This is a genomic window from Corallococcus sp. AB011P (assembly GCF_003611605.1).
Taxonomy (GTDB): domain Bacteria; phylum Myxococcota; class Myxococcia; order Myxococcales; family Myxococcaceae; genus Corallococcus; species Corallococcus coralloides.
This window is the reverse complement of the sequence record NZ_RAVX01000008.1, coordinates 1-22,966: the sequence shown is the minus strand read 5'-3', so window position 1 is coordinate 22,966 and position 22,966 is coordinate 1. Positions and strand designations below refer to the sequence as shown.

The window sequence follows — 22,966 nt, the reverse complement described above, 5'->3', positions numbered from 1 at the left end:
ATCACGCGCGTGGCTCCGCGTGGCAGCGTTTGACCTTGCTGCCGCTGCCACGCGGCCCGGCGCTCCCAGGCGCGTCTCTACCGGCGCAGCCCGGTGAACAGGTCACCACTCTGCTGGATGCTGAGCCGCATGCTCGTGGCGGCCATGTCCAGGGTTCCTCCGAAGGCGGCGGGATACTTCGAGAACTCCCTGGGGAGTCCCGTCGACACGCCCCGGTATTCGAAGCGCATGGGCTCGTCCGACTGGAAGGCGGACTCCAGCACGTGGGGCTTCCCCTGGTAGGTGAAGCGCGCGCGAAGCTGGGGTGCTCCGGTGTCCCCGGGACCTACCGCGTGTCGATGGCGGGATGATGGACGCGGGGGATGAACACCTGCTCACCCCCCACGGACAGGCGCTTGCCGGTGCCCAGCTCCACGGAGCCCGGGAGTCGAAGCACGCCAGGCGAGCCCACACGGTCCAGGGGGATGCTCGCCAGGGAGGCCCAACACGGCGTTCTCACAGGTCATCTCCGGGGAGAGCACCTCTTCGTAGGCCTCGCAGCGCACCAAGGGCGGCAGGTCCATCCGCAGGTCGGCCAGCCTGAAGGTCAGGGTCTCCACCTTGAAGAAGAGGCGGTCGGCTCCACGGGCGGGTCCCCCGCGTCGGGGACGGAGGCGTCCGGCGACGGGGTTCCTCCAATCGTCCCCTTGCAGCCGGCCAGCACCAGCAGCAGCAACAGCACCGGTCTCTTCATGTCCGCGACCATCCGGCGCCCCGCGAAGGGGCCGCGAGTCTCGCCGCGTGTTTCAGCAGGTAAAGACTCGCATGCGCAGGGGATGACGCCCATCGTCATGGAAGGAATTGGCCGCCACTGGATTCCGTCATCGCCGGGGGCTGCGACGCGGGGTTTTCTGGCAGAGTGTGTGCCCTCACTGGGGGCCCGCCATGCAGAGCAGCGTCATCACCGAGGTGTTTCTTCCGATTGCCCTGGGCGTGATCATGCTCGGCCTGGGGCTGAGCCTCACCCTCGCGGACTTCCGCCGAGTGGCGGTGTATCCGCGCGCGGCGCTGGTGGGCCTGGGCTGTCAGACGCTGCTCATGCCTGGGGTCTGTTACGCCATCGCGACCGGCTTCGGGCTGCCTCCCCAGCTCGCGGTGGGGTTGATGCTGCTCTCCGCGACGCCGGGCGGTGCGACCGCGAACCTCTTCAGCCACCTGGCCAAGGGCGATGTCGCGCTGAACGTGAGCCTGACGGCGGTCAACAGCGTGCTGTCGCTGCTCACGCTGCCTCTCATCGTGAACTTCTCCCTGGCGCACTTCATGGGGGAGGAGCGCGCCATTCCGTTGCAGTTCGCCAAGATCGTCCAGGTGTTCGGCATCGTCCTGGTGCCCATCTCGCTGGGAATGTTTGTGCGCGCGAAGCGGCCGGCGCTCGCGAATGGCCTGGACCGGCCCGTGCGCATCATCTCGGCGCTGTTCCTGGTGCTCGTGGTGCTCGCGGCGACGCTCAAGGAGCGGGATCAGCTGGGCACGTACTTCCAGAGCGTGGGGCTCGCGGCGCTCGCCTTCAACCTGGCCAGCATGGCGGTGGGGTTCGTGGTGCCCATGCTGCTGCGTGTCGAGCGCAAGCAGGCGGTGGCGATCGCGATGGAGGTGGGCATCCACAACGGCACGCTCGCCATCGCCATCGCCTCCAGCCCCCGGTTGCTCAATGACGGCGTGATGGCCATTCCCGCGGCCATCTACAGCGTCATCATGTTCTTCACCGCCGGAGTCTTCGGCGCCCTGGTCGCAAGGAGGCAGGCCGCGAGCGCGACCGCGGAGGAGCTCCATCCGCGCAGGGCTCCGTGAAACTCTTCGGCCATGCCCGACGCAATGCCTCGCCGGACCTCCGGGGGCATGCGAGGTCGGGAGGAAGCCAGGTTCATGCAAGGCGCGTCCACCGACCTTCAGACGCGTCTGTCTTTACGTCAACCGCGCGCCCGCCGCGAAGGCGAACGCGTCGGCGATGGCGCCGCACGCCGGACGTGGGCGCCATCCGGGCCTGGACCCGCGGCGTCTGGCCCCCGGTGCCCAGGAGCAGGTCGTGTGAACCTAGGTGTCCTTCAGGTTCCAGTCGATCTTCACGAGCCCGGTCGTCTTGCACTTCACCGTGTGGTCCTCGAGCGACGTGCTCGCGATGGTGAGCGTGACGGTCTCGCCGCTCGCCATGGTGAAGGTGAAGTCGGAGCGGTTGCCCATGCCGGTCGGGCCGCAGCCCGTGACGACGATCTTGTTGGTGTAGACGACGCCATCGTAGCTCTCGATGGAGATCTTCTGCACGTACGAGCCGCCGTCGCCCTTGATGCACTGCGAGAGGTCCGTGCTGCCGTTGATGGACACCAGGGCGGAGCCGGGGAGCATCGGGCCACCCGTGGCCGTGCCAATCGAGGAGCCGCAGGTGGTGGAGCTGAAGGCATTGATGCTGGACATGGTCGTTCTCTCCTGAGCGTGAGGTGGGATTGGGCCGGAGCGGCTTCGTGCCGCTCGCGACGCATCCCCTCAGTACACAGGGCGTGCCAGCACGCGGACGCCTCGGGACACGTGCGCGGCGCCTGGAATGGCCCTCCTTCGACGCGTCGAAAACGCCCGTTCGACGTCGATTCGACGCGTCGAGGTCAGAGGCGGGGGCGCCAGCGCCGGGCTGCCGGCGGAGAGCCGAGCCGCGAACCCCATCTCTGAAGCACGAACACGACGGGCCTGCTCCCCCAGGGGGAACAGGCCCGTTCGCGACAACCACCGGGTTACACCTGCCGCGGGTCGCTCAGTACGTGCAGCGCAGGACCTGGCGGTAGGTGCCGCACTGGCTGAAGTCCGTCGTGCCCGCGGGCTGCGAGTGGTAGCAATTGGAGACGACGGGGTCGCAGGGCAGGCTGGGCCAGACGTCGTAGGCGTCGCCGTCGGTGAGCGCGAACTCCGTCACGCGCGCCACCAGCCGGGCGGTCTTCTGCATCGTCGCGCCGTTGTCGCCGCCAGCGCTGAAGGCGAGCGGGACCGTGTGCGGGTCGATGGCCTGGTGCAGCTTCGTGTACGTCCAGTCGAGCTTGTAGTTGGGCCGGCCGTAGACGGACGGGATGCCGTCGGGCGCCGTGACGGAGAGCCAGTCGGTGTAGCCGGAGACCGAGGCGTGGCCCCGGTAGAGGAGGTTTTCGTTGCCCTGGACGACGTAGCGGGGGGTGACCGCCTCGTCGATCCAGATGCCCGAGTCGCCGCGGAAGTCATAGAAGCGCGGGGCCACCACGATGCGCGCGGTGTACTCGCGCGGCGTGCCCGTGTTCGTGGTGACCTTGACGAAGAGCGGCAGGCCCGAGAGCACCGTGTTGAGCTCGTGGCCCTCGTGGAGGACGATCTCGAACCGGCGCTCGCTGATGACGTTCGCGTCCCCGAAGGCGTCGTCCGGAACGAAGCTGAGGACGTCCGCGAGGTAGCGGTTCGCGGTGGCGCGGATGACGAGCGCGCGGACGCCGTCACGCTGCTCGAAGGTGCCGAGCGTCTCGAAGCTCAGCTCGTTGTTGCCCACCGTGGCGTAGAGGCGGGTCGCCGTCTCCGCGGCGGTGCTGACGCCCAGCTCCTCCGTGGACTCGGATTCGATGGGGGTGTTGTCACAGGCCGCGAGTGCGGTGAAGCAGGTCAATGCAAGGGCACGTAGACGCATGAGGGGGTCTCCAGGTGAGGAGTTGTCTGTATCACACGCCCCTGACACCGCTTCTGGCTGGGATTGTGCCAGCCTTGTCACAAGATGCTCGCCACGGCTCTTCCGCCAGGTGGGGGAATCGGGTCCACTTGGCGCCCCTCCACGAACGGGTGCCTGCTCCATGACGAAGAAGACGGCTGCTTCCGATGTGAACCCGGCGGGCCTCTCCCGCCGCACGCTCCTCGGGGCCGCGGCGGTCGTAACGGGGGCGCTGGCCGCCCGCGATGCGCGCGCCGCCGCGCCGGCCGCCGCCGCGCCCGGGGCCTTCGCGCTCGAGGAGGCGACGGTCGCGGAGCTGCGCGCGGGCCTGGAGTCCGGCAAGCACACCGCGCGCGGGCTGACGGAGGCCTACCTCGCGCGCATCCGTGCGCTCGACCGCACCGGGGACCTTCCGCTGTGTTCGGTCATCGAGCTCAACCCCGACGCGCTCACGCAGGCCGACGCGCTGGACGCCGAGCGCAAGGCGAAGGGCGCGCGCGGGCCGCTGCACGGCATCCCCGTGCTCATCAAGGACAACATCGCCACGGCCGACAAGATGCAGACCACCGCGGGCTCGCTCGCGCTGGTGGGCGCCGTCCCGCCGCGAGACGCGTTCATCGTGGAGCGGCTGCGCGCCGCCGGCGCCGTGCTCCTGGGCAAGACGAACCTCAGCGAGTGGGCCAACTTCCGCTCCACGCACTCGACCAGCGGCTGGAGCGGGCGCGGCGGCCTGTGCCGCAATCCCTATGCGCTCGACCGGACGCCTTCCGGTTCAAGCTCGGGCTCGGGTTCGGCCACCGCGGCCAGCTTCTGCGCCGTATCGGTGGGCACCGAGACGGACGGCTCCATCGTCTCGCCCGCGTCCGCGTGTTCGCTGGTGGGCTTGAAGCCCACGGTGGGGCTCGTCAGCCGCGCGGGCATCATCCCCATCTCGTCGACCCAGGACACCGCGGGCCCCATGACGCGCACCGTGGCGGACGCCGCGGCGCTGCTGAGCGTGCTCGCGGGCGAGGACCCACGCGACGCCGCCACCGCCGCGGGCAAGGGCCGCGCCCACCCGGACTACACGAAGTTCCTCGACCCCCAGGGGCTCAAGGGTGCGCGCATCGGTGTGCCGCGCGAGCGGTTCTTCGGCTACCACCCGGCCACGGACGCGGTCGTGGAGCGCGCGCTCGAAGTGATGAAGGCGCAAGGGGCCGTGCTGGTGGACCCCGTGGTGCTGCCCAACGTGGCGAAGCTCGACGAGCCCGAGCTGGAAGTGATGCTGTATGAGTTCAAGGCGGGCCTGGAGGCGTACCTCGCACAGCTCGGCGAGGGCGCCCCCGTGCGGACGCTGGCGGACCTCATCGCCTTCAACGAGAAGCACCGCGAGCGCGAGATGCCCTACTTCGGCCAGGAGCTGCTGCTCCAGGCGCAGAAGAAGGGCCCGCTCACGGACGCCGCCTACAAGAAGGCGCTCGCGGCGTGCCGCCGGTACTCGCGCGCCGAGGGCCTGGACGCGGTGATGAACAAGCACAAGTTGGATGCGCTCGTGGCGCCGACGCAGGCACCGGCGGGCCCCATCGACCTGGTGCTGGGCGACCACTGGCTGGGCAGCAGCTCCACGCCCGCCGCCGTGTCCGGCTATCCGACCCTCACGGTGCCCGCGGGCGACGTGCACGGGCTGCCGGTGGGGGTGTCCTTCATTGGCCGCGCCTGGAGCGAGCCCGTGTTGCTCAAGCTCGCCTATGCCTACGAGCAGGCTTCGCATGCGCGGCGCAAGCCCGCGTTCGCCCGGAGCGTGGACCTGCGCGGCGCGTAGAGGAGGGGAGGGCGGAGGATTGGATGAAGCCCGGATTTAACTCGGCTTAATTCAACGGCGGGCGGCTGCAGCGTGAATCCGGGTTGAAAGTTCCAACCCAGGGCCCACGCCATGATCCGCCTCTCACCCCGCAGCACGCCGACCCCCGTCCTTCCCCGCCAGGAGCCCACGGCCCCACCGGCGGCGCCGCCCGCCGCCCCGCAGCCGTTGCGCACGCCCGCGCGGCAGCAGAGCCTCTTCGAGCCCCCGAATCGTCGCGAGGCCGCGCTGCGCCAATGGTCCTCGCGGAACGGGGGCATGCCGGCCACAGGGCTTCAAGCCGCGCCCGCGCAGGCGGGTGGCTCCGGCAACACGATGAAGCCGCTGTTCTTTGATGGAACGGCGGGCGGCGTGCAGCAAGCCTCCGAGGCTCGTGCACTCACGGGAGCCGGGGCGTACGCCGTGCTGGAGACGCGCGTGAAGAATGCCCAGGCGGCCCAGGCCCGCCTGGATGACGTGGAGCGGAAGCTGGCGGAGGAGCTGGCCATCATCGGCCCCCTCCTGACGCCCGAGGAGCGGGAGTCCTTCATCCAGTCCTTCCGCACCGAGCACGCGGAGGCCTACGCGGCCCGGGATGCCGCCGTGGGGGCGCTGGCCGACCACCTGGAAGCCGAAGGCGCCAACATCGAGGCCTATCTCAAGGACGTCCAGGGCATCTCGCCGTACATGCTCGGGCTTCATGCCGTGCCCGTGCAGCAGGCCCTGCTGCTGGTGGCCGACTCGCCGCGTGCGGCGACGGCGGTGGCCTACCTGAACGCGTCCGAGAACCAGTTGCTGCAACAGCTCGGCGACCCCGCGGGTCAGTATCTGGAGCAGGACGTCTACGGCCCGGCCATCCACGCCACCCTGACGAGTGCCCTGGCCTCCGGCCAGTCCTCCGGCAAGGCCATCGCGGAGGTGACGACGCTCATCCAGCAGATGCCCGAGGGCGTCCAGGAGCGCATCCTCGGAGCCGACCCCCAGGTGATGCTGGGCCACCTGTCGAGTGTGGCCTCCGGAAACGTGGGGGCCCTCAAGAACCTGGCGGCGGAGGCGGGCAAGCTGGGCACGCCGGGAGCCACCGCCCTGGTCTCCGCGGCGTTGTCCATGGCGATGCTCCAGAGTCCGGAGCTCCTCCAGGATTCGGCCGCCCTCAAGCTCCTCATCCAACCGCTGGGGAACGCCGGCATGTCGGCGTCGGCCGTCAGCATGGCGCTCAAGGGGGTGGGAAGCGTTGTCTCGCGGGTTGGCTTCCAGCCGGACCTCGGTGGAGCCCCGATGCTGTTGGGCAAGCTCGGCACCATCCTGGGCGCGGCGACCGCGGGGCTCCGGGTACTGAACCTCCTCGGTCAGGCGGACCGGAACATGGGCACCTACGTCCAGGCCGGGGCTCAGGCTTTCGGCGGCATCGTCTCCACGGCCTCCGTGCTCGGACTCGTCAGCGGCCCCGTGGGAATCGGCGTGGCCGCCACCACCTTCCTCGTCACGGAGCTCGGCAAGGCCTGGGAGAAGGGCATCCATCGTGAGGAGGCGGCCAAGGCCTGCCTCGAGCGCGCGACCCAGCTGGGAATCCCCGACGCGCAGATGCGAGTGAACCTGGGGTTCAACTACGGCACCCAGGTGCGAGAGCTGTCCAACCTGGGAATTGACTATCAGCGGATGAACGAAATCATCCCGCGCTTCACGGACACGACCCGCCTGGCGCTCCTTGCCCAGGGATTGGAATTGAGCCCGGAGGAGGTCGGCTGCGTCCTGGACCTGGTGGTGCCTCCCGGAATGAACTCCAGCGTCGAGGTGACGGGCTTCAATCTCCTCATGGGCCTCTACCAGCAGGCGCGAGAGGCCAACCCTGGCGGCACTCCGGAGCAGCTCATCGGGTGGATGCGGAACAACGCCCCGCCGCCCCTGCACGCAGGCGCCGGTTATCTCTTCATGGGCTCCATGCTCAACCTGCTCGACTCCACCCAATAGGCGCGCTGGATTGGCACGGCCATGTCCGCACGCGCATGAAGGTAGGGTACACAGCACGACATGCGAGCCGCCCACGAAGGGGACCGACACATGGGGGAAAGAGGGACCGCCCGCTATCGGGTTCGTCGAATCGCGCGACGGCCTGGCCCTGCATTCACGCTCTCGGAGGGGCGTCTCTTGTCTTGGGAGCCTTCGTGAATGCCTCTGGGGTCCTCAAGTGGATCCTCGCGGACTGAACGAGCTGGCTTCGGCCTGAAATCCTTGAGATCCGAGGAGGTCTGCCGGCGGGAGGGGTGACGCATCCCCGACCCGGATTGATTTCATCGGGCGAGCCCAGGCATGAACCGTCCTGGCGCCAGACCACGAGATGCCTTTCCTGGCTCACGTGTCGACGCCAGGGGACAGGTCATGCTGAGCGGGCGGCAGTTGTGTTCATGGGGGCTGCTGGTGCTCGCGGTGGTGGGCGGATGCAGCGAGGTCCCCGCACCCTCCGGACCTTCAGCCCCGGTGCTGGCGCGTTCCTCCCAGAAACTGGAAGGCCCCTTCAACGCCAGGCTCCAGCGAATCAAGGACCTGCGACCCGGGGATGCGAGTTCCGACATCCATTCCCTGGTCGGAGTGAATGACACCCTCTTCTTCTCCGCGACGAGCGACCTCCTGGGCCCCGGGCTCTGGACGAGCAACGGCAGCGCGGAGGGGCCCGTCAGTGTGCTGCAGATGGAGGTTGTTCCCTCCACGCCCTTCGAGCCGGTCCGCCAGGCCGCCATGGACGGGGTCCTCTACTTCGTCGCCCGACGGGGAGCAGGGTTGCCGTGGCCTTCGTGGGGTGGGTATGAGCTGTGGAGGAGCGACGGTACCAGCGCCGGGACCGTTTCCATCGCGGGCGATCCCAGCACCAACGTGCAAGCGGCGCCCATCAGCCTCACGCCCGCGAACGGGAAGCTCTTCTTCCTCCTCTCCACTTCGCAACTCACGAATCTCTGGGTGACCGATGGCACCCGCGCGGGGAGCCGCCTGGTGTCGAAGGTCTCCCTTGGCTGGATCCACCGTTCGGGTACCTCCGCCATGACGGCCCTGGGGGATTCGGTCTTCTTCGCATGCTCCCCCGACCCCGGTAACAGTGACTACGAGCTGTGCAGGACCGATGGCACCTCAGGCATCGTCCTGGTCAAGAACATCTATCCCAACAGCAGCTCCGAGCCCTTACAGCTCACGGCCGTGGGCAACGTGCTCTTCCTGGAAGCCGACGATGGCGTCGGTGGCCGGGAGTTGTGGAAGAGCGACGGTACCAGCGCCGGGACCGTGCGCGTGCGTGACATCTGGCCGGGCGCCACCAGCTCGGGCCTCGCGTCCCTGACGGCCGTGGGCAATACGCTCTTCTTCGTCGCCAACGATGGCGTCAGCGGCCCGGAGCTGTGGATGAGCAACGGCACCGCGGCGGGGACCGTGCTCGTGCGCGACATCATGCCGGGGGCCGCGGGCTCCAACCCCCGGGCGCTGGTGGACGTGGGCGGGACGCTCTTCTTCGTGGCCGACGATGGGGTGGGGGGCGCCGAAGTCTGGAAGAGCGATGGCACCCCGGCGGGAACCGTGCGCGTGAAGGATCTCCGGCCCGGCCCCCTGAGCTCCAATCCCGCGTCGCTGGTGGGGGTGGGGGGCGTGCTCTTCTTCCTCGCGGATGACGGGGGGGTGGTGGGCCAGGAGCTGTGGAAGAGCGATGGCACGGAAGAGGGCACCGTGCTCGTCCGGGACGTCTGGCCCGGGCCCGTGCTCTCCGGCGCTTCGTTGCTCACGCGCGTGGGCAACCAGTTGTTCTTTGTCGCGGAGGAGGGGGTGACGGGCCGGGAGCTGTGGAGAAGCGATGGCACCCAGGCTGGCACCCGGCTCGTCGGCAATCTCGTCAAGAAGGGGGGCGTGAGTTCCGCTCCTCAGGGGCTGACCCCCACGGACGGGACGCTCTTCTTCCGCGCGGAGGACAGCGCGGGCTCGGAGTTGTGGAAGAGCGATGGCACGGAAGGGGGGACCGTGCGCGTGAAGGACCTCGCACCCGGTTTCCGCTCTTCCACACCCACGGACTTCCGGCGCGTGAACGGCACGCTCTACTTCACGGCCGAGGACGAGCTCGCGGGTCGGGAGCTCTGGAAGAGCGATGGCACGGAAGGGGGGACCGTGCGCGTGAAGGACATTTTTCCAGGACCCAGCACTTCCGGCATCACCTCCCTGGTCGACCTCGATGGAACGCTCTTCTTCGTCGCGTCAGAGAGCAGGGAGGGCCCGCAGATATGGAAGAGCGATGGCACCGAGGCCGGCACCGTGCGCGTCACGAATTTCGCCGGGCGCTCGGGCTCGACCTCGTACTCCTACACTCTCTTCGCCCTGGGGAAGACGCTCTTCTTCCAGTTCTATTACGACACGGCCCTCGGCTCGGAGTTGTGGAAGAGCGATGGCACCGAGGCTGGCACCGTGCTCGTCAAGGACATCCGGCCGGGGGGGTATCCCAACGAAAGCTCCCACCCCTCGTCCTTCACCGACCTGGGGGGGACGCTGTTCTTCGCCGCCACGGACACGCTCCATGGGCGGGAGCTGTGGAAGAGCGACGGCACGGCGGAGGGCACCGTGCTCGTGAAGGACCTGGTCCCGGGCACTGCTTCCTCCATGCCCGCTGAGTTCTTCGTGGTGGGGGACACCCTCTACTTCCAGGCCACGAGCCCCGCGACGGGGATGGAGCTGTGGAAGAGCGACGGCACGGCGGAGGGCACCATGCTCGTCAAGGACGTCTGGCCCGGCGTCAAGGACTCCAAGGCACGCCCGCTCGCGGGCATTGGGGGGAAGCTCTTCTTCTCCGCCGTGTCGAGTTCCACCAGCGGGCCGGAGGTCTGGGTGAGTGATGGCACCACGGAGGGGACCACGCGCCTCATGGGAGGGCTGCGTGACGCCACCCTCGAGCATTACGCGGTCTGGAACGGAGGCTTCGCCTTCATCGCGGCCACGACCGCGCAAGGCCCGTATCCTTCGCTCTTCTGGACGGATGGCACGCCGGGCAGCGTCAGACGCCTGCTGCAGTTGCCCCTGGGCTGGCCGTCCGTCTACCCGCGGAACCTGGCCGCCATGGGCGACACGCTGTTCCTCTCCGCGGATGACGACAAGGTGGGCCTGGAGCTGTGGAGCGTGTTGGCGGTGCCCGCGGACATCAAGCCTCCGGTCGTGACCTGCCCCGCCGCCATCACCACGGAGGCAACAGCCATCTACGGGACCCGGGTGACGTTCGCCGCAACCGCGACGGACGATGTCAGCGCTTCGCCCGTGTTGGAGTACAGCCACATCAGCGGACAGTATTTTCCCCTGGGGACCACCCGCGTCACGGCCACCGCGAAGGATGAGGAGGGGAACAGCGCGTCCTGCTCCTTCGACGTCACGGTGCGCGACACCACGCCGCCTGAGATCTACTGCTCCAGCGATCAGACGCGGGTGGCTTCGAGCCCTGAAGGAAGCGTCGTCGTGTACCCGCCCATCATCGTGTGGGACGTGGGGTCGTCGACAACGACGACGTACACCCCCCCTTCCGGCTCCCTGCTCGGATTGGGAGTCACGCCTGTCACCATCAAGGCCGTGGACACCTCTGGAAACACGAGCACCTGCACCTTCAACGTGACGGTGCTGCCTCCGCCTCCACCGTCCATCACCTGCCCCCGCGCGCTGTCCGTCGAGGCCACGAGTGCCGAAGGGGCGGTCGTGAATTATGGGGCGGCCGTGGCCACGGGCATGGCGCCGGTGACGGTGAGCTACAGCCAGGTGTCGGGCACTCGCTTCGCCCTGGGGACTCACTCCGTCACTGCGACCGCAGTGGATGGTCTGGGGCAGATGGCGGCGTGCTCCTTCGCTGTCCAGGTGCGCGACACCACCGCGCCTGCGCTCTCCTGTCCTCAGGACGTGGAGGCGGAGGCCACGAGCGCGCAGGGCGCCCTCGTTGCGTACCCACCCGCTTCCGCTTCTGATGCGGTTTCGTCTTCGACGGTGACCTACAGCACGCCTTCCGGAGCCACGTTCGGCCTGGGGCGCACCGCCGTCACCATCACGGCTCAGGATGTGGCTGGCAACACGAGCACCTGCACCTTCAACGTGACGGTGCTGCCTCCGCCTCCACCGTCCATCACCTGCCCCCTCGCGCTGTTGGCTGAAGCCACGAGTGCCGAGGGGGCTGTCGTGAATTATGAGGCGGCCGTGGCTACGGGCCTGGCGCCGGTGACGGTGAGCTACAGCCAGGTGTCGGGCACCCGCTTCGCATTGGGGACCCACTCCGTCACCGCGACGGCGGTGGATGGTCTGGGGCAGATGGCGGCGTGCTCCTTCGCTGTCCAGGTGCGCGACACCACCGCGCCTGCGCTCTCCTGCCCTCAGGACGTGGAGGCGGAGGCCACGAGCGCGCAGGGCGCCCTCGTCGCGTACGCACCCGCTTCCGCTTCTGACGCGGTTTCGTCTTCAACGGTGACCTACAGCACGCCTTCCGGAGCCACGTTCGGCCTGGGGCGCACCGCCGTCACCATCACGGCTCAGGATATGGCCGGCAACACGAGCACCTGCACCTTCAACGTGACGGTGCTGTCTCCTCCAGCCCCCATTCCAGATCCGGTGGAGGAGGAGCCACTCCCTCCAACTCCCGTGGGGCCGGCCCCGAGCGGTCAGGGTTGCGGCGCTGGCACGAACACCTCGTCAGGTCTGGGGTGGGGACTGGTGGTGCTGTTGTTTTGGAGTACGCACCGACGCGTCCGCCGGAGCCAGACGCCCCTTTCGTGACAAGCGATTCCCGCCCCCACGCAGCGCTTTACGCGTGTGTGGGGGCGGGCGACAGGCTCCTCAAGGGTCACCCGCTGCACCTCCAGCCGCAGGGCGCCATGGCGCCGCACGTAGAGGAGGCTGGGCAGCGCGCGCGGAATCGAGAACGAAGGGGAGGGGAACGGAACAGCCTTCTTCGACCCGGCGGTGCTCGGCCGCCATGGCGACCTCGACTTCCCCCTGGTCATCCAGGCCGCCCGCGAGGGCCGGCCCCCTGGGGTTCACTGCGAATCATTGCCACTAGCAGGCTGTTGAGAAGCCCCTCCGAGGATCGACACCCCGCACCGTGACGTGGTGTCCTCCGCGCAGCAGAACCGGGACTGGCTGCTGGAGCACGACGTCGCCCGGAGATTCTTCCTGGCGGTCATGAGCCAGGCGCAAAGCGCGGGTCTCACCAGCAATGAGCACTTCAGCGTGGATGGCAGCCTGATTGAAGCCTGGGCGTCCCTGAAGTCGTTCCGCCCGAAGGACGAGAAGCAGGAGCCGCCCGACGACAAGGGCAACCCGACGGTGAACGTTCATGGGCAGAAGCGCGGCGACACGACGCACGCCTCGACGACGGACCCGGAGGCGCGGCTCGCGCGCAAGGGCGACCTCACCTTGCTCAGACGACGGACACTCGGCGCCGCTCGGCCATCGACAGGCGAACGACGAGGCCCGCCGGCTACGCACTCAGCCAGCGGGCACGGAAGCGAATCGAAGAGGTCTGGGGCTGGATGAAGACGGTGGGAGGCTTCCGCAAGACGCGTTTCAAAGGCAGGGAGCGGACGGAGTTGGCGGCGTATCTGGTGCGCGCCGCGTACAACCTGATGCGGATGGCGCGGCTGGCCGCCGCATAGGCGCTCTGCGACCGCCGCCTCCCCCCGAAGACAAGGTTGAGATTGAACGCAACGAGAAGCCCAGCCTCGTGCCAGCAAACCGGGCTTCTTCAACAGCCTGCTAGGGGGCAGGCCCGACCTCGCACCAGCTTCCCGCGGTGTGCCCCAGTGCTTCGCGAGCCGGAACCGTTGAGGCTCCGGCTCGCTGCTGCCGTTGCGTACGGCGGGCTACCCGCCCCGCCCCTCGAGCGCGAGCCCGCTGCTGTGCGCGGCGCTAAACGCGTGCGCGGGGTGGGCGACAGGCTCCTCGATGGGCGCGGGGGACATGAGGCCTGCACCCAGGAGCGCACCCTCGAGCGAGCCGTGCATCCGCTTTTCGAGCAGGTGCTTCGCGAGCGGCTCGAGCGCGGCCTCCAGATGGGGCGGCACCTTCACCAGGGCCAGGTGAGAGCTGCGCACGGCGAGGAACTCCGCCAGGTACTGGAGCGTCGCCACACCGGCGGCGTCCACGAGCGACACCCGCGACAGGTCGATGACCACGAGCTTCGCCCAGGGCGGGCCTTCGACGAGGTCGTAGAGCTTGAGGTGGTTGATGAACAGGATGGGCCCGTCCACGCGCGCGACCAGGAGGTCCAGCGCCTCGGGGGCGTTGAGCGCTTCCGGGGCTTGCATGTGCAGGCCTCGCTGCAGCTGCGACGCATCCGTCACCCGCTGCACCTCCAGCCGCAGGGCGCCGTGGCGCCGCACGTAGAGGAGGCTCGCCAGCGCGAGCCCGGCCCCGATACCGACAAACACGTTGAACATGGCGATACCCAGCGCGGTGACGAGCACCACTCCCAACGTCGACTTGGATTGATTCCACATGGCAACAAGGCCCTCCAGATTGAGCAGGCGCACCCCCACGACCAGCAGGATGGCGGTAAGTGCGGCAATGGGGATGCGCGCCACCAGCGGCGCGAGCAGCGCCATGGCCACGAAGAGCCACAGTGCATGCAGGACAGAAGCGGCGCGGGTGCGTGCACCCGCTTGAATGGAGGCGCTGGCGCGCACGATGGCGCCCATCACCGGGAAGCCGCCGAACACGCCGGCCGCGATGTTGGCCAGGCCCTGCGCGACCAGGTCCTGGTCCAAATCACTGTGGGTGGTCGCACCCGTGAGCGTATCGAGCGAGCTCGTCGCGAGCAGCGAGCCGAGCGACGCGAGCAGCGCGAGGCCGAAGGCCGCCGGCAGGAGGCTGGCGAAGTGCACGCCTTCGAAGGAGGGCAGCGTCGGCATGGGCAGCGAGCGCGGCAGGGCGCCCACCGCGTCGTAGCCCGCGCCGAGCGAGACCATGAGCACGGTGCCGACCGTCAGGCCCACGAGCACCGCGGGGATGCGCTTGTGCACCCGGGGCAGTCCCACCATGGCCAGCGCCGTGAGGGCTCCGGCGGCAACCCCGAGCCAGCCAATGCGCTCGCCCCAGGTGCGCTCCAGCATGAGCGCCACGGCGTTCGTGTGCGTGTCCTCCACCGCGAACAGCCGCGGCAGTTGGGTGTTGAGCAGCAGGAGCCCGATACCCACCGTGAAGCCCATCACCACCGGCCGGGGGATGAGCCGCGCGAACCGCCCGGCGCGCACGAGCCCCAACGCCACCTGCATGGCGCCCGCGAGCACCGTGGCGATGGCGAGGCCCGCGGCGCCATGTGCCGCCACGATGCCCGCGGCCAGGGGCAGCAGCGCCGCCTCGGGGCCCGTGACCTGGTAGCGGCTGCCGCTGAGCAGCCCGCCCACGATGCCGGCCACCACGCCGGAGACGAGGCCCACGCTCGCGGGCAGCCCCGCGGCGGTCGCGAGCGCGACATTGAGAGGAAGTGCCACACAGGCCACGCTCAAGCCGGCGGCCGCGTCGGCTGGCAGGCTGCTGGGCTTCACCATCTCGCGCCAGCTGTGGATGAGCTCGCCCGCACGCCGGGTCGAGAAGGGTCGCTTGGAGAGAGCGGTCGTCGAACGCATGGACGAAGGCGTCTTTCAGATGCCGTGCCAGACGCCTTGTCAGAGGGGAGCGCGCCACCGCTGTCGGTCCATCCCAGCAGCCCCCCTGTCGGCTCGGACCAACACTGTTGGGACCGACAGACGGCCGGGCGAAGTGTGCGAAGTGACGGGCCGTGCGCGCGGACGCGCGTTAGATTGCGCGCCATGTTGGTGCTTCGACTGCGCGCTCGGCTCCTGTTGTCCTATGCGGTGGTGACCGCGCTGCTGGTGGCGGCGTTCTCCCAGATGGCCGTGGGCCTCATGCGCACCCACGAGGTGGTGGCGAGCGTGGGCCAGCAGGAGCTCGCCTCCTTCGAGCGCGAGCAGCGTGTGTACGTCGCGGCCTGGGCGCTCGAACTGGCGGTGCGGCGCGGAGTGGTGGCCTGCGAGCAGCACGACAGCAGCGCGCCCTCCGTGCACCGCGCTGTCGCCAGCGCACGCCAGGAGCTCCAGACCGCGCTCGGCGCCGGCGCGGCGCAGCTCGATGCGGGCATCCGCGCGAGCGCCCAGGACTATGTGCAGTACGCCCTGCAACTGGAGCAGGCCGGCACCTGTGAGTCGATGCTGTCGTTTCCGCTGCGGGAGCGGCGGCTGCAACTGGATGAGGTCCTCACCACGGTGTGGTCCGAGCGCACGCGGGACATGCGCCTGGCCATCCAGGCGAAGGAGGACCACGCGCGTGGCATCGGCTCGGCGGCGCTGCGCTCCGGCGGACTCTTCGGCCTCCTGGGCATCCTCGCCGCGGGAGTGCTCGCCTTCGCGCAGGCGCGCGCGGTGTCGAACTCGGTGGCGCTGCTCTCCACGCATGCGCGCCGCATCGGCCAGGGTGACTTCAGCCCGCTGCCCCCCTTGCGCGGGCCCGAGGAGCTGCGCGCGCTCTCGCTGGATCTGGACCGCATGCGTGGGCACCTGGCGGAGTTGGATCAGCTCAAGAGCGCGTTCGTGGCCTCGGTGTCCCACGACCTGCGCACGCCGCTGGCCCGGGTGCGCGAGGCCCTCTCGCTCCTGGGTGATGGCAGCACGGGCCCGCTGACACCGCAGCAGGCCCGCGTGGTGAAGCTCGCACAGGCAGCGTGCGAGCGTGAGATTCGCATGGTGACCTCCGTGTTGGATTTGTCACGCGTGCAGTCCGGCCAGCCGCTGCAGCGCAATGCCGGGGCCTCGGTGGACCAGATTGTCCGGAACGTCCTCCAGGACCTGGCCTTTGAAGCGGATGAGCGCAAGGTCCAGCTGGTGTACGACGCAGCCGCGAAGCCCGTGCGTGGGCCCATGGATGATCCTCTCGTCGAGCGCGCCCTGTCCAACCTGGTGAGCAACGCCATCGCTGTCTCCAGCGCGGGCAAGACGGTGCGCATCACGTGTGAGCTGGTGAGCCGCAAGCGCCCTGGCGCCGCCAGCGCCGTGCCCGCGGTCCAGCTGTCCGTCGCGGACCAGGGCCCAGGCGTGCCCGAGCACGCGCGCGAGTGGATCTTCCGGCCCTTCGCGAGCCTCGAGGTGGGCGGGCGCCGCAGTACGGGGCTGGGCCTTGCCATCGCGCGCGAGATGATTGTCGCGCACGGAGGGGAGCTGTCGCTCGCGGACACGCCCGGGCCTGGCGCCACCTTCACCTTCTGGATTCCCCTTGAAGACCCCGCATCCCCTGGAGTCCGCCTTGACGCCTGAGCCCACCGCCCAGCAGCCCCATGTGCTCCTGGTGGACGATGACCTCCAGCTCGCGGAGCTCATGTCCATGCGGATGACTTCACGCGGCTACCGCGTGACCGTGGAGGGCGAGGGAAAGAGCGCCTTGCGCAGGCTGTCGCAGGAGCGCGTGGACGCGATGGTGCTCGACCTGCGCCTGGAGGACATGGATGGCATGGACGTGCTCCGGGCCGCGCGGCAGCGTGCTCCCGAGCTGTCCGTCATCATGCTCACCGCGCACGGTTCCATCGAAACCGCGGTGCAGGCCATGCAGGAGGGGGCCTACGGCTTTCTCACCAAGCCGTTTCACGACCACGAGCTCATGCAGAAGCTCACGCACGCGCTCGAGCGCTCGCTGCTGCGCCAGGAGGTGGCCGAGCTGCGGCGGCGCATGGGGGAGGAGGGCGAGCCCCTGCTCCTGGGCATCAGCGAGGCCATTTCGCGCGTGCGCGAGGTGATTGCCCGCATTGCCCCCACCGACGCCACCGTCCTGCTCACCGGCGAGAGTGGCACCGGCAAGGAGCTGGCGGCGCGGATGCTCCACGTGCTCTCGCGCCGCAACACGGGGCGCTTCGTCGCCGTCAACTGCGGCGCCCTTCCGCCAGAGCTGCTGGAGAGCGAGCTGTTTGGACACGTGAAGGGCGCGTTCTCCGGGGCCGTACGCGAGCGCGAAGGCCTGTTTGGCGCGGCCAACGGCGGCACGCTGTTCCTGGATGAAATCGGCGAGGCGTCCCCGTCCGTGCAGGTGAAGCTCTTGCGTGTGCTGCAGGAGCAGCGGCTCACGCGCGTGGGCGCGGACGTGGAGGAGTCCGTGGACGTGCGGGTGGTCGCCGCCACCAACCGGGACCTCGCGGAGGAGGTGGCCGCGAAGCGCTTTCGCCAGGACCTCTACTTCCGGCTGCACGTGGTGCCCATCGAGCTGCCGCCCTTGCGCGAGCGGCTCGAGGACATCCCCTTGCTCGCGCAGCTCTTCCTGGAGCGCACGGCGAACCGCTATGGCCTGCGCCCGCCGCGCCTCGCGCCCGCGACGGTGGAGCTCATGCAGCGCTACAACTGGCCTGGCAACGTCCGGGAGCTCATCCACGAGATGGAGGCCGCGGTGCTCCTGGCCGGCGCGGACGAGCTCCAACCGCGACATGTGCCGCGCCTGGGGCAGGCGCTGGAGCGGCCCCCCTCCGGGAGCGCGCAGCTGCCAGGCGTTCCAGTCGGGGCCGAGGCTTTGCCCTCGCTGCGCGAGGCACGCGATGCCTTCGAGCGCGCCTACCTGGCGGAGGCCATGCGCCGCAGCAGCGGCAGTGTCAGTGCCGCTGCTCGAATGGCCGGGCGCAACCGGAGCGACTTCTACGACCTGCTCAAGCGGCACGGACTGTCCGCTGCTGACTTCAAGGGAGCAGACTAGGGCGGGCCCCTGCTGGGAGCGCGGGCGTCCAGGACCACCTGCCCGTCCTTCATCACGAACCGGACCTGTCTCAGCGCCCGGATGTCCTTCAGCGGATTCCCCTCCACCGCGAGCAGGTCCGCGAGCTTGTTCGGCCCAAGCGAGCCCAGCTGGTCCTGCATGCGCAGCAGCTCCGCGGCGTTCACGGTCGCGGCACGCAGGATGTCCACGGGTTTGAGGCCCGCCTCGGCATACGAGATGAACACCCTCACGCTGGCCTCGCCGCGCGTCAGCCCTGGCATCACCAGGTACATGTCCGAGCCGGCGGCGATCCGGACCCCCGCGGCCACCGCACGGCGGAGGCGTTCCTGGGCCCTGGCCACGGCCTTCTTGCAGCGCTCCTTCACCTGACGCTTGCGCTCCGCGTTGCCAGTCTGGGCATCGAAGGCGTCACACATGTCCATCGGGCCATCCGTCGGGACCAGGAAGATGCGATTGCGGACCATGGGCGCCAGCACGTCATCCGGGAGCGAGTACCCATGCTCGATGGAGTCGACGCCCGCCTGGACCGCGATGCGGATGCTCTCGTCGGTGGTGGTGTGCGTCGCCACCGGCCGCTTCTTGCGGTGGGCCTCCTCGACGATGACCTTCAGCTCCTCCAAGGAGAGGAGGTTGTGCCCGTTGTCGACGATGACCTTGATGCAGTCCGCGCCGTCCATGAGGGCCTGCCGCACGGCGCGCCGGGCCTCCTCCGCACCGGAGATGGTGACGTACTCCTGCTCGATGAGGGACTGCGCCGGAGGTTGGAGCGTGGGGAACTGCCCGCCCTGGGGCGCGAGCGCGCGAGTGCAGGCGGAGATGCGCGGGCCCTGCACCCAGCCCCGCTGGATGGCGTTGCGCAGCGCCACGTCGCCGTTGACCCCCGAGTTGCCCACGTCGCGCACCGTGGTGACACCCGCCTCGAGCAGCTCGCGGCCCAGCTTCGCGCCCAGGAGCGCGCGCTCGGCGGTGCTGCTCTGGGCGACGGGGATGAGGAGGCTGTCGCCTCCGTTCTCCGGGTCGATGTCCAGCAGCAGGTGCGAGTGCGCGTCGATCAACCCGGGCAACAGGGTGACGTCGCCCAGGTCGATGACCCGTGTTCCCGAGGGGATGGAGAGGCCGGTGCCCACGGCCTGGATGCGCGAGCCTTCGATGAGCACGACCGCATCCGGAAGGATGCGCTCACTCTTCCCGTCGAAGAGCCGGGCGGCGCGGAGGGCGGTGCGCGTGGGGGAGGGCGTCTGGCCCCAGGACGGCAGGGAAACGCAGCACAGGAGGAGCGCGCCAACGACAGTCGTCAACAGGCGTCGGGAACGGGAGGACAAGGCGTGGCTCCTGGGTGCGCTGACGTATGCCTGTGACGATAGGCGCACATTGCGCTGGTGTCGGCATTGCAAATCCGGGGAAATGCAGGCGAGCCTTACGCAGTTCCCGGGAGAAACCATGGGCAAGATAAAGACGACCTCCTCCATCAAGCAGGCCAGGCAGTCGGTGCAGCACAATCCGATTGCCTCCAAGGCCCAGGTGCAGGCGCAGGCGAAGGCCAAGCCGAAGAAGGAGCCGGCCCTCAAGCCGCCCCCGGAGCACAAGGTCTTCACGGACGGCTTTGGCGGCGCGGTGTACGGCTCCAAGAACCCGGCCAAGACGCTGAAGCTGGACGACGGCAAGGCCCTGACGAACGAGCACCAGCGGCTGGCGGGCATCGAGGCGAATGCGCGCACCGAGGGGGTGAAGGGGAGGACGGCGGGCGGCGCGGGCCTGAGCAAGAACACCAACTTCTTCGCCACGTCCTTCGGCGCGGTCCACACGCAGGGGGCCTACACGAAGTCGGCGGGCTCCAACGTGCCGCCGCCGGATGCGATGAAGCGCATGTACCACCCCAACGTGCACGACCTGACCAATGACGGCAAGCGCGTGTCCGTCAGCGGCATGAAGGACTCGACGACGAAGACGCCCGGCTACGAGTTCAGCGGCTCCAAGGTCGCGGGCTCGGACGACTTCGGCCGCACCCCCCAGCGCAACGCGCTGCAGGCCGGAGCGCCCGCGGAGGCCCGGTACTCGAAGCCCACTCCGCCCAGCGCGGACTTCAACACGACCTTCGCGCACAGCGAGCAGTCCGACGCCGCGAGGCTGATGGCGCCGGGCGCGGCGAAGGACATCGCCGCGTCCTTCAAGGGCACGCTGCCGCCGGGCTCGAAGATCCACGCGGTGACGTACAGCGGCCACACCACGCGCTACACCTGCGCCAACTGCGAGTACACGACAGGCCACCTGGCGAAGAACCCGAACCTGTTCCGCAAGGACCTGAGCGCGGAGTTGCAGGCGCAGGGCTTCCAGGTGCCGAAGGACGGCGTGCGCCTGCTGCCCATCATCTCCGCCCACGAGAAGACGAACGGCGTGCGGCAGAATCCCCAGACCCCGCGCCGTCCGCTGGAGTCGGGGGATGTCGACCTCAAGGACCTTGCCGGCAAGGGCAAGTTCATCGAGACGCCGCTCGCCAACGTGAAGTGAGCCGCACGCTCCCTCCTTCCAGGACTCCCTTTCGATGATGACCTCTTCCGGAAATGAATCGCTCCGCCACCTCGCGGACTGCCAGACGCCGGAGTTCGGCGCGGTGTCCGTGCATGGCGCCACCTGCACCGACGACGGCTGCCTCTGCGACACCGTGAACCTGAAGGTGACCGCGGGCGGCGAGCAGAAGGCCCTGACCCTCACCGCTGACGGCACCTTGTTGGATGACGAGCTGCGCCCCGCCGAGGACCGCTGGGGCGGCGTCGTGCGCGCGGCGTCGCAGGCGCCCGGCTTCCAGGAGGGCTTCGACACGCTGGTGACCCAGCGCCGCGCGCAGGTGCTCGAAGCGATGGGCCGGCTGGAGGGCGCCTTCGAGGTGCAGCTGCCGGAGTCGCTCCTGGGCGAGGGCGCGGACCTGGAGCGCGACATCCTGGGCCGCGTGGAGCTGGACGGGCAGCGCTACGCCTGGCGGATCGAGCTGTGCGCGGACCCCGGGTGTGAGTGCGAGAACCTCTTCCTGGTGGTGTGGCTGCCCGGAGAGCCCAAGCGCGCCGTGTTCGCCATCACCGCGGACGGCCGCTGGATGGTGGAGCAGGCGGGGAACGCGGCCCTGACCATGGATGCGGTGGAAGGGGCGCTGGTGGCCACGGAGGCGTTCCAGGCGCTGCTCGGCCAGATGCGCGTGGAGCGCATCCTCCAGAAGTACCACCGGTCCTTGCGAGGGCCCTCGGTCGTCTGACGCGGCGCCTTGCCCGCGGTGAGGAGCTTCGAACACGAGAAGCTCCCCGTGCAGGGGAGCTGAAAAAGCGAAAGGCCCGGAACCTTTCGGTTCCGGGCCTCTCTAGTGGCGAGGAGTACGGGACTTGAACCCGTGGGCAGGGCGATAGGAAACCCCAGGCAGGATGCGCTGTTACCCGCTATCGCCTTGCATCCCCTTGGGTTCATCATTCCGCCCCGTCCCGTGCTGTCCCCCAGTGTTCCCGGCTGAACCGCGCTGGAGGGGCACACGGCGGCTCCTTCACTGGATGGGACGGCTGCCTCTTCCGCTCAGGCTTCATCGTCCGGCAGGAGCGTCCGAAGCAACTCGTCATCGGGACCGAGCGGACGCCAACCGGCTGGGGGCGGATTGGCGAGGAGCGCGCCTCTAGCACTCTTTACACGTTCCACGAGGGGTTCCGGGGTGTATGCCGACCATTGGCCGAGTGCTACCTGAGTCCAGTGGAGTATGAGCGGGCCGCCTCACCGGTCGCTCTGGCCGCATAACCACGCTGTCCACGGAGCTGGGGCAGACTCATAACCACGCTGTCCACGGAGCCGGGGGCAAGCTCACTTACGGTCAACGCGCGCAGTGGGACCATTTCCCACAGGCCCACCACCTGCGACAGGCAGGAGCAGCGCGGCGCACCACCGAGCATCTCGCTTCGGCGCAACCGTGAGCCGCGTCAGGGCGATTCCAGCGACTGCGGCGGGGCCGTTCAGACCTCGTCGAACTTCCCACCAGAAATGCCGGTTGCCTCTAGAGCATCCTTGATCTCTTCGTCGACGATGATCGGCGGGCCCCAGCCCCACGTTCGGAACACGCGTGCATCGTCGACCTTCGACTTATCGATCTTCAATCCGATAACAGAGAAATATTGACCAATACGATCAGTGAACTCCTCCGCTGTGCGGATCTGAACCTCATCACTCGCCGCGTCATCGATACAGCGAATCGTCCGAGCCACATTGAGCACAAAATAAGGATTGGACTCGCCTTCGACATCGACCGGAAAGAGCTGAACATCGTCAGGGGCCATCTCACGGAACACGGACGCAACTCGCGCACCAACAATGGGAGTCCCCCCTGCTCCTGCAAACTCGATGTCAAGCGGCTCCCCAGGCTTATTGACTGGGATCCGTAGCCTCTCATGAACTTCTACACGTTTCCCATGCTTGAATTGCCAAATGTCGTCGATTTCCTTCCCTGCTGAATCGGTCGGATCCCCGAGATACCAACGACCTTTGACATACACATCGATCTTCAAAGCAAAAAAGCGTCGTTCCATAGCCTATTCCCCGGCCCCCTTCAGTAAGAGCGTTCGCAGCTTAGTACTACTTGATCAGATGCGTGACGGCCCTCGAGGAGGAGCGCGAGCGCCGAGTCTGCGGAGGCACATTGGACAATGGCCGAGGCGGCGCAGCAGTAGATGCTGAAGCCGTCGGCGCACCTGGGGCAG

General features: G+C 68.7%; 15 protein-coding genes and 2 pseudogenes. 9 read left to right on the top strand and 8 right to left on the bottom strand.

Annotation, left to right across the window (positions count from 1 at the left end; all coding sequences use genetic code 11):
• Positions 1-77 precede the first annotated feature (77 nt).
• Both D7X30_RS21355 and D7X30_RS42000 read right to left on the bottom strand, forming a co-directional pair.
• On the bottom strand, positions 78-263 hold the full coding sequence (locus D7X30_RS21355; RefSeq protein ID WP_120564804.1) for a hypothetical protein: 186 nt from the start codon (positions 261-263) through the stop codon (positions 78-80).
• Positions 264-586: 323 nt separating this feature from the next.
• Entirely contained in the window at positions 587-733 is a 147-nt protein-coding gene (locus tag D7X30_RS42000; RefSeq protein WP_158619316.1) for a hypothetical protein, read from the bottom strand.
• 191 nt (positions 734-924) lie between these two features.
• On the opposite strand from D7X30_RS42000, the gene D7X30_RS21350 reads away from it, so the two are divergent.
• A complete protein-coding gene (locus D7X30_RS21350; protein WP_120564803.1) occupies positions 925-1,830 on the top strand; it encodes a bile acid:sodium symporter family protein in 906 nt (301 codons plus the stop codon).
• A 243-nt stretch (positions 1,831-2,073) separates the two neighbouring features.
• Here the strand turns inward: D7X30_RS21350 and D7X30_RS21345 are convergent, their stop codons facing one another.
• Positions 2,074-2,451, bottom strand: coding sequence for a hypothetical protein (locus D7X30_RS21345; RefSeq protein WP_120564802.1), 378 nt, complete (start codon positions 2,449-2,451; stop codon positions 2,074-2,076).
• A 331-nt stretch (positions 2,452-2,782) separates the two neighbouring features.
• Complete coding sequence (locus tag D7X30_RS21340; protein WP_147443263.1) at positions 2,783-3,673, bottom strand: hypothetical protein; 891 nt, start codon at positions 3,671-3,673, stop codon at positions 2,783-2,785.
• A gap of 160 nt (positions 3,674-3,833) precedes the next feature.
• Between D7X30_RS21340 and D7X30_RS21335 the strand changes: the two genes are divergently transcribed.
• The 4 genes and pseudogenes from D7X30_RS21335 to D7X30_RS21320 all read left to right on the top strand — a co-directional run.
• Positions 3,834-5,492 carry an amidase gene (locus D7X30_RS21335; RefSeq protein WP_120564800.1) on the top strand — a complete coding sequence of 553 codons (1,659 nt, stop codon included), beginning with the start codon at positions 3,834-3,836 and terminating at the stop codon, positions 5,490-5,492.
• Positions 5,493-5,603: 111 nt separating this feature from the next.
• Positions 5,604-7,481: a hypothetical protein gene (locus D7X30_RS21330; protein ID WP_120564799.1), complete on the top strand. Its 1,878-nt coding sequence runs from the start codon at positions 5,604-5,606 to the stop codon at positions 7,479-7,481.
• A 408-nt stretch (positions 7,482-7,889) separates the two neighbouring features.
• Positions 7,890-12,275 carry an ELWxxDGT repeat protein gene (locus tag D7X30_RS21325; RefSeq protein ID WP_158619315.1) on the top strand — a complete coding sequence of 1,462 codons (4,386 nt, stop codon included), beginning with the start codon at positions 7,890-7,892 and terminating at the stop codon, positions 12,273-12,275.
• A 336-nt stretch (positions 12,276-12,611) separates the two neighbouring features.
• Positions 12,612-13,153 (top strand): annotated as a pseudogene (locus tag D7X30_RS21320) (transposase); the annotation flags it as partial.
• Positions 13,154-13,360: 207 nt separating this feature from the next.
• On the opposite strand, the gene D7X30_RS21315 reads toward D7X30_RS21320, so the two are convergent.
• The gene (locus D7X30_RS21315) at positions 13,361-15,124 is read right to left on the bottom strand and encodes a SulP family inorganic anion transporter (RefSeq protein ID WP_120564797.1); all 1,764 of its coding nucleotides are present in this window, start codon (positions 15,122-15,124) and stop codon (positions 13,361-13,363) included.
• A 183-nt stretch (positions 15,125-15,307) separates the two neighbouring features.
• Between D7X30_RS21315 and D7X30_RS21310 the strand changes: the two genes are divergently transcribed.
• Both D7X30_RS21310 and D7X30_RS21305 read left to right on the top strand, forming a co-directional pair.
• Positions 15,308-16,804, top strand: coding sequence for a HAMP domain-containing sensor histidine kinase (locus D7X30_RS21310; RefSeq protein WP_120564796.1), 1,497 nt, complete (start codon positions 15,308-15,310; stop codon positions 16,802-16,804).
• Positions 16,794-18,221 (top strand): sigma-54 dependent transcriptional regulator, encoded by a 1,428-nt coding sequence (locus D7X30_RS21305; RefSeq protein WP_120564995.1) that lies wholly within the window; start codon positions 16,794-16,796, stop codon positions 18,219-18,221. Before D7X30_RS21310 ends, D7X30_RS21305 begins: the two co-directional genes overlap by 11 nt.
• Here D7X30_RS21305 and D7X30_RS21300 read toward each other — a convergent pair.
• The gene (locus D7X30_RS21300; RefSeq protein WP_120564795.1) at positions 18,218-19,564 is read right to left on the bottom strand and encodes an amidohydrolase family protein; all 1,347 of its coding nucleotides are present in this window, start codon (positions 19,562-19,564) and stop codon (positions 18,218-18,220) included. The two genes, D7X30_RS21305 and D7X30_RS21300, sit on opposite strands and share 4 nt — an antisense overlap.
• A gap of 118 nt (positions 19,565-19,682) precedes the next feature.
• On the opposite strand from D7X30_RS21300, the gene D7X30_RS21295 reads away from it, so the two are divergent.
• Positions 19,683-20,750, top strand: a complete 1,068-nt coding sequence (locus D7X30_RS21295) for a hypothetical protein (protein WP_120564794.1) — start codon at positions 19,683-19,685, stop codon at positions 20,748-20,750.
• Positions 20,751-20,784: 34 nt separating this feature from the next.
• The gene (locus D7X30_RS21290) at positions 20,785-21,489 is read left to right on the top strand and encodes a hypothetical protein (protein ID WP_120564793.1); all 705 of its coding nucleotides are present in this window, start codon (positions 20,785-20,787) and stop codon (positions 21,487-21,489) included.
• Between the two features lie 308 nt (positions 21,490-21,797).
• Here the strand turns inward: D7X30_RS21290 and D7X30_RS42985 are convergent.
• Together D7X30_RS42985 and D7X30_RS21280 are read right to left on the bottom strand one after the other, a co-directional pair.
• A pseudogene (locus tag D7X30_RS42985) lies at positions 21,798-21,956 on the bottom strand (NUDIX hydrolase); the annotation flags it as partial.
• A gap of 269 nt (positions 21,957-22,225) precedes the next feature.
• Positions 22,226-22,795, bottom strand: a complete 570-nt coding sequence (locus D7X30_RS21280; protein ID WP_120564791.1) for an imm11 family protein — start codon at positions 22,793-22,795, stop codon at positions 22,226-22,228.
• Positions 22,796-22,966: the final 171 nt, after the last annotated feature.

Excerpts from the sequence above, each read along its gene's own strand:
- D7X30_RS21280 (WP_120564791.1), bottom strand. The coding sequence starts at position 22,795 with ATGGAACGACGCTTTTTTGCTTTGAAGATCGATGTGTATGTCAAAGGT.
- D7X30_RS21330 (WP_120564799.1), top strand. The coding sequence starts at position 5,604 with ATGATCCGCCTCTCACCCCGCAGCACGCCGACCCCCGTCCTTCCCCGC.
- D7X30_RS21350 (WP_120564803.1), top strand. The coding sequence starts at position 925 with ATGCAGAGCAGCGTCATCACCGAGGTGTTTCTTCCGATTGCCCTGGGC.
- D7X30_RS21345 (WP_120564802.1), bottom strand. The coding sequence starts at position 2,451 with ATGTCCAGCATCAATGCCTTCAGCTCCACCACCTGCGGCTCCTCGATT.
- D7X30_RS21335 (WP_120564800.1), top strand. The coding sequence starts at position 3,834 with ATGACGAAGAAGACGGCTGCTTCCGATGTGAACCCGGCGGGCCTCTCC.
- D7X30_RS21290 (WP_120564793.1), top strand. The coding sequence starts at position 20,785 with ATGATGACCTCTTCCGGAAATGAATCGCTCCGCCACCTCGCGGACTGC.
- D7X30_RS21315 (WP_120564797.1), bottom strand. The coding sequence starts at position 15,124 with ATGCGTTCGACGACCGCTCTCTCCAAGCGACCCTTCTCGACCCGGCGT.
- D7X30_RS21310 (WP_120564796.1), top strand. The coding sequence starts at position 15,308 with ATGTTGGTGCTTCGACTGCGCGCTCGGCTCCTGTTGTCCTATGCGGTG.
- D7X30_RS42000 (WP_158619316.1), bottom strand. The coding sequence starts at position 733 with ATGAAGAGACCGGTGCTGTTGCTGCTGCTGGTGCTGGCCGGCTGCAAG.
- D7X30_RS21325 (WP_158619315.1), top strand. The coding sequence starts at position 7,890 with ATGCTGAGCGGGCGGCAGTTGTGTTCATGGGGGCTGCTGGTGCTCGCG.
- D7X30_RS21295 (WP_120564794.1), top strand. The coding sequence starts at position 19,683 with ATGGGCAAGATAAAGACGACCTCCTCCATCAAGCAGGCCAGGCAGTCG.
- D7X30_RS21340 (WP_147443263.1), bottom strand. The coding sequence starts at position 3,673 with ATGCGTCTACGTGCCCTTGCATTGACCTGCTTCACCGCACTCGCGGCC.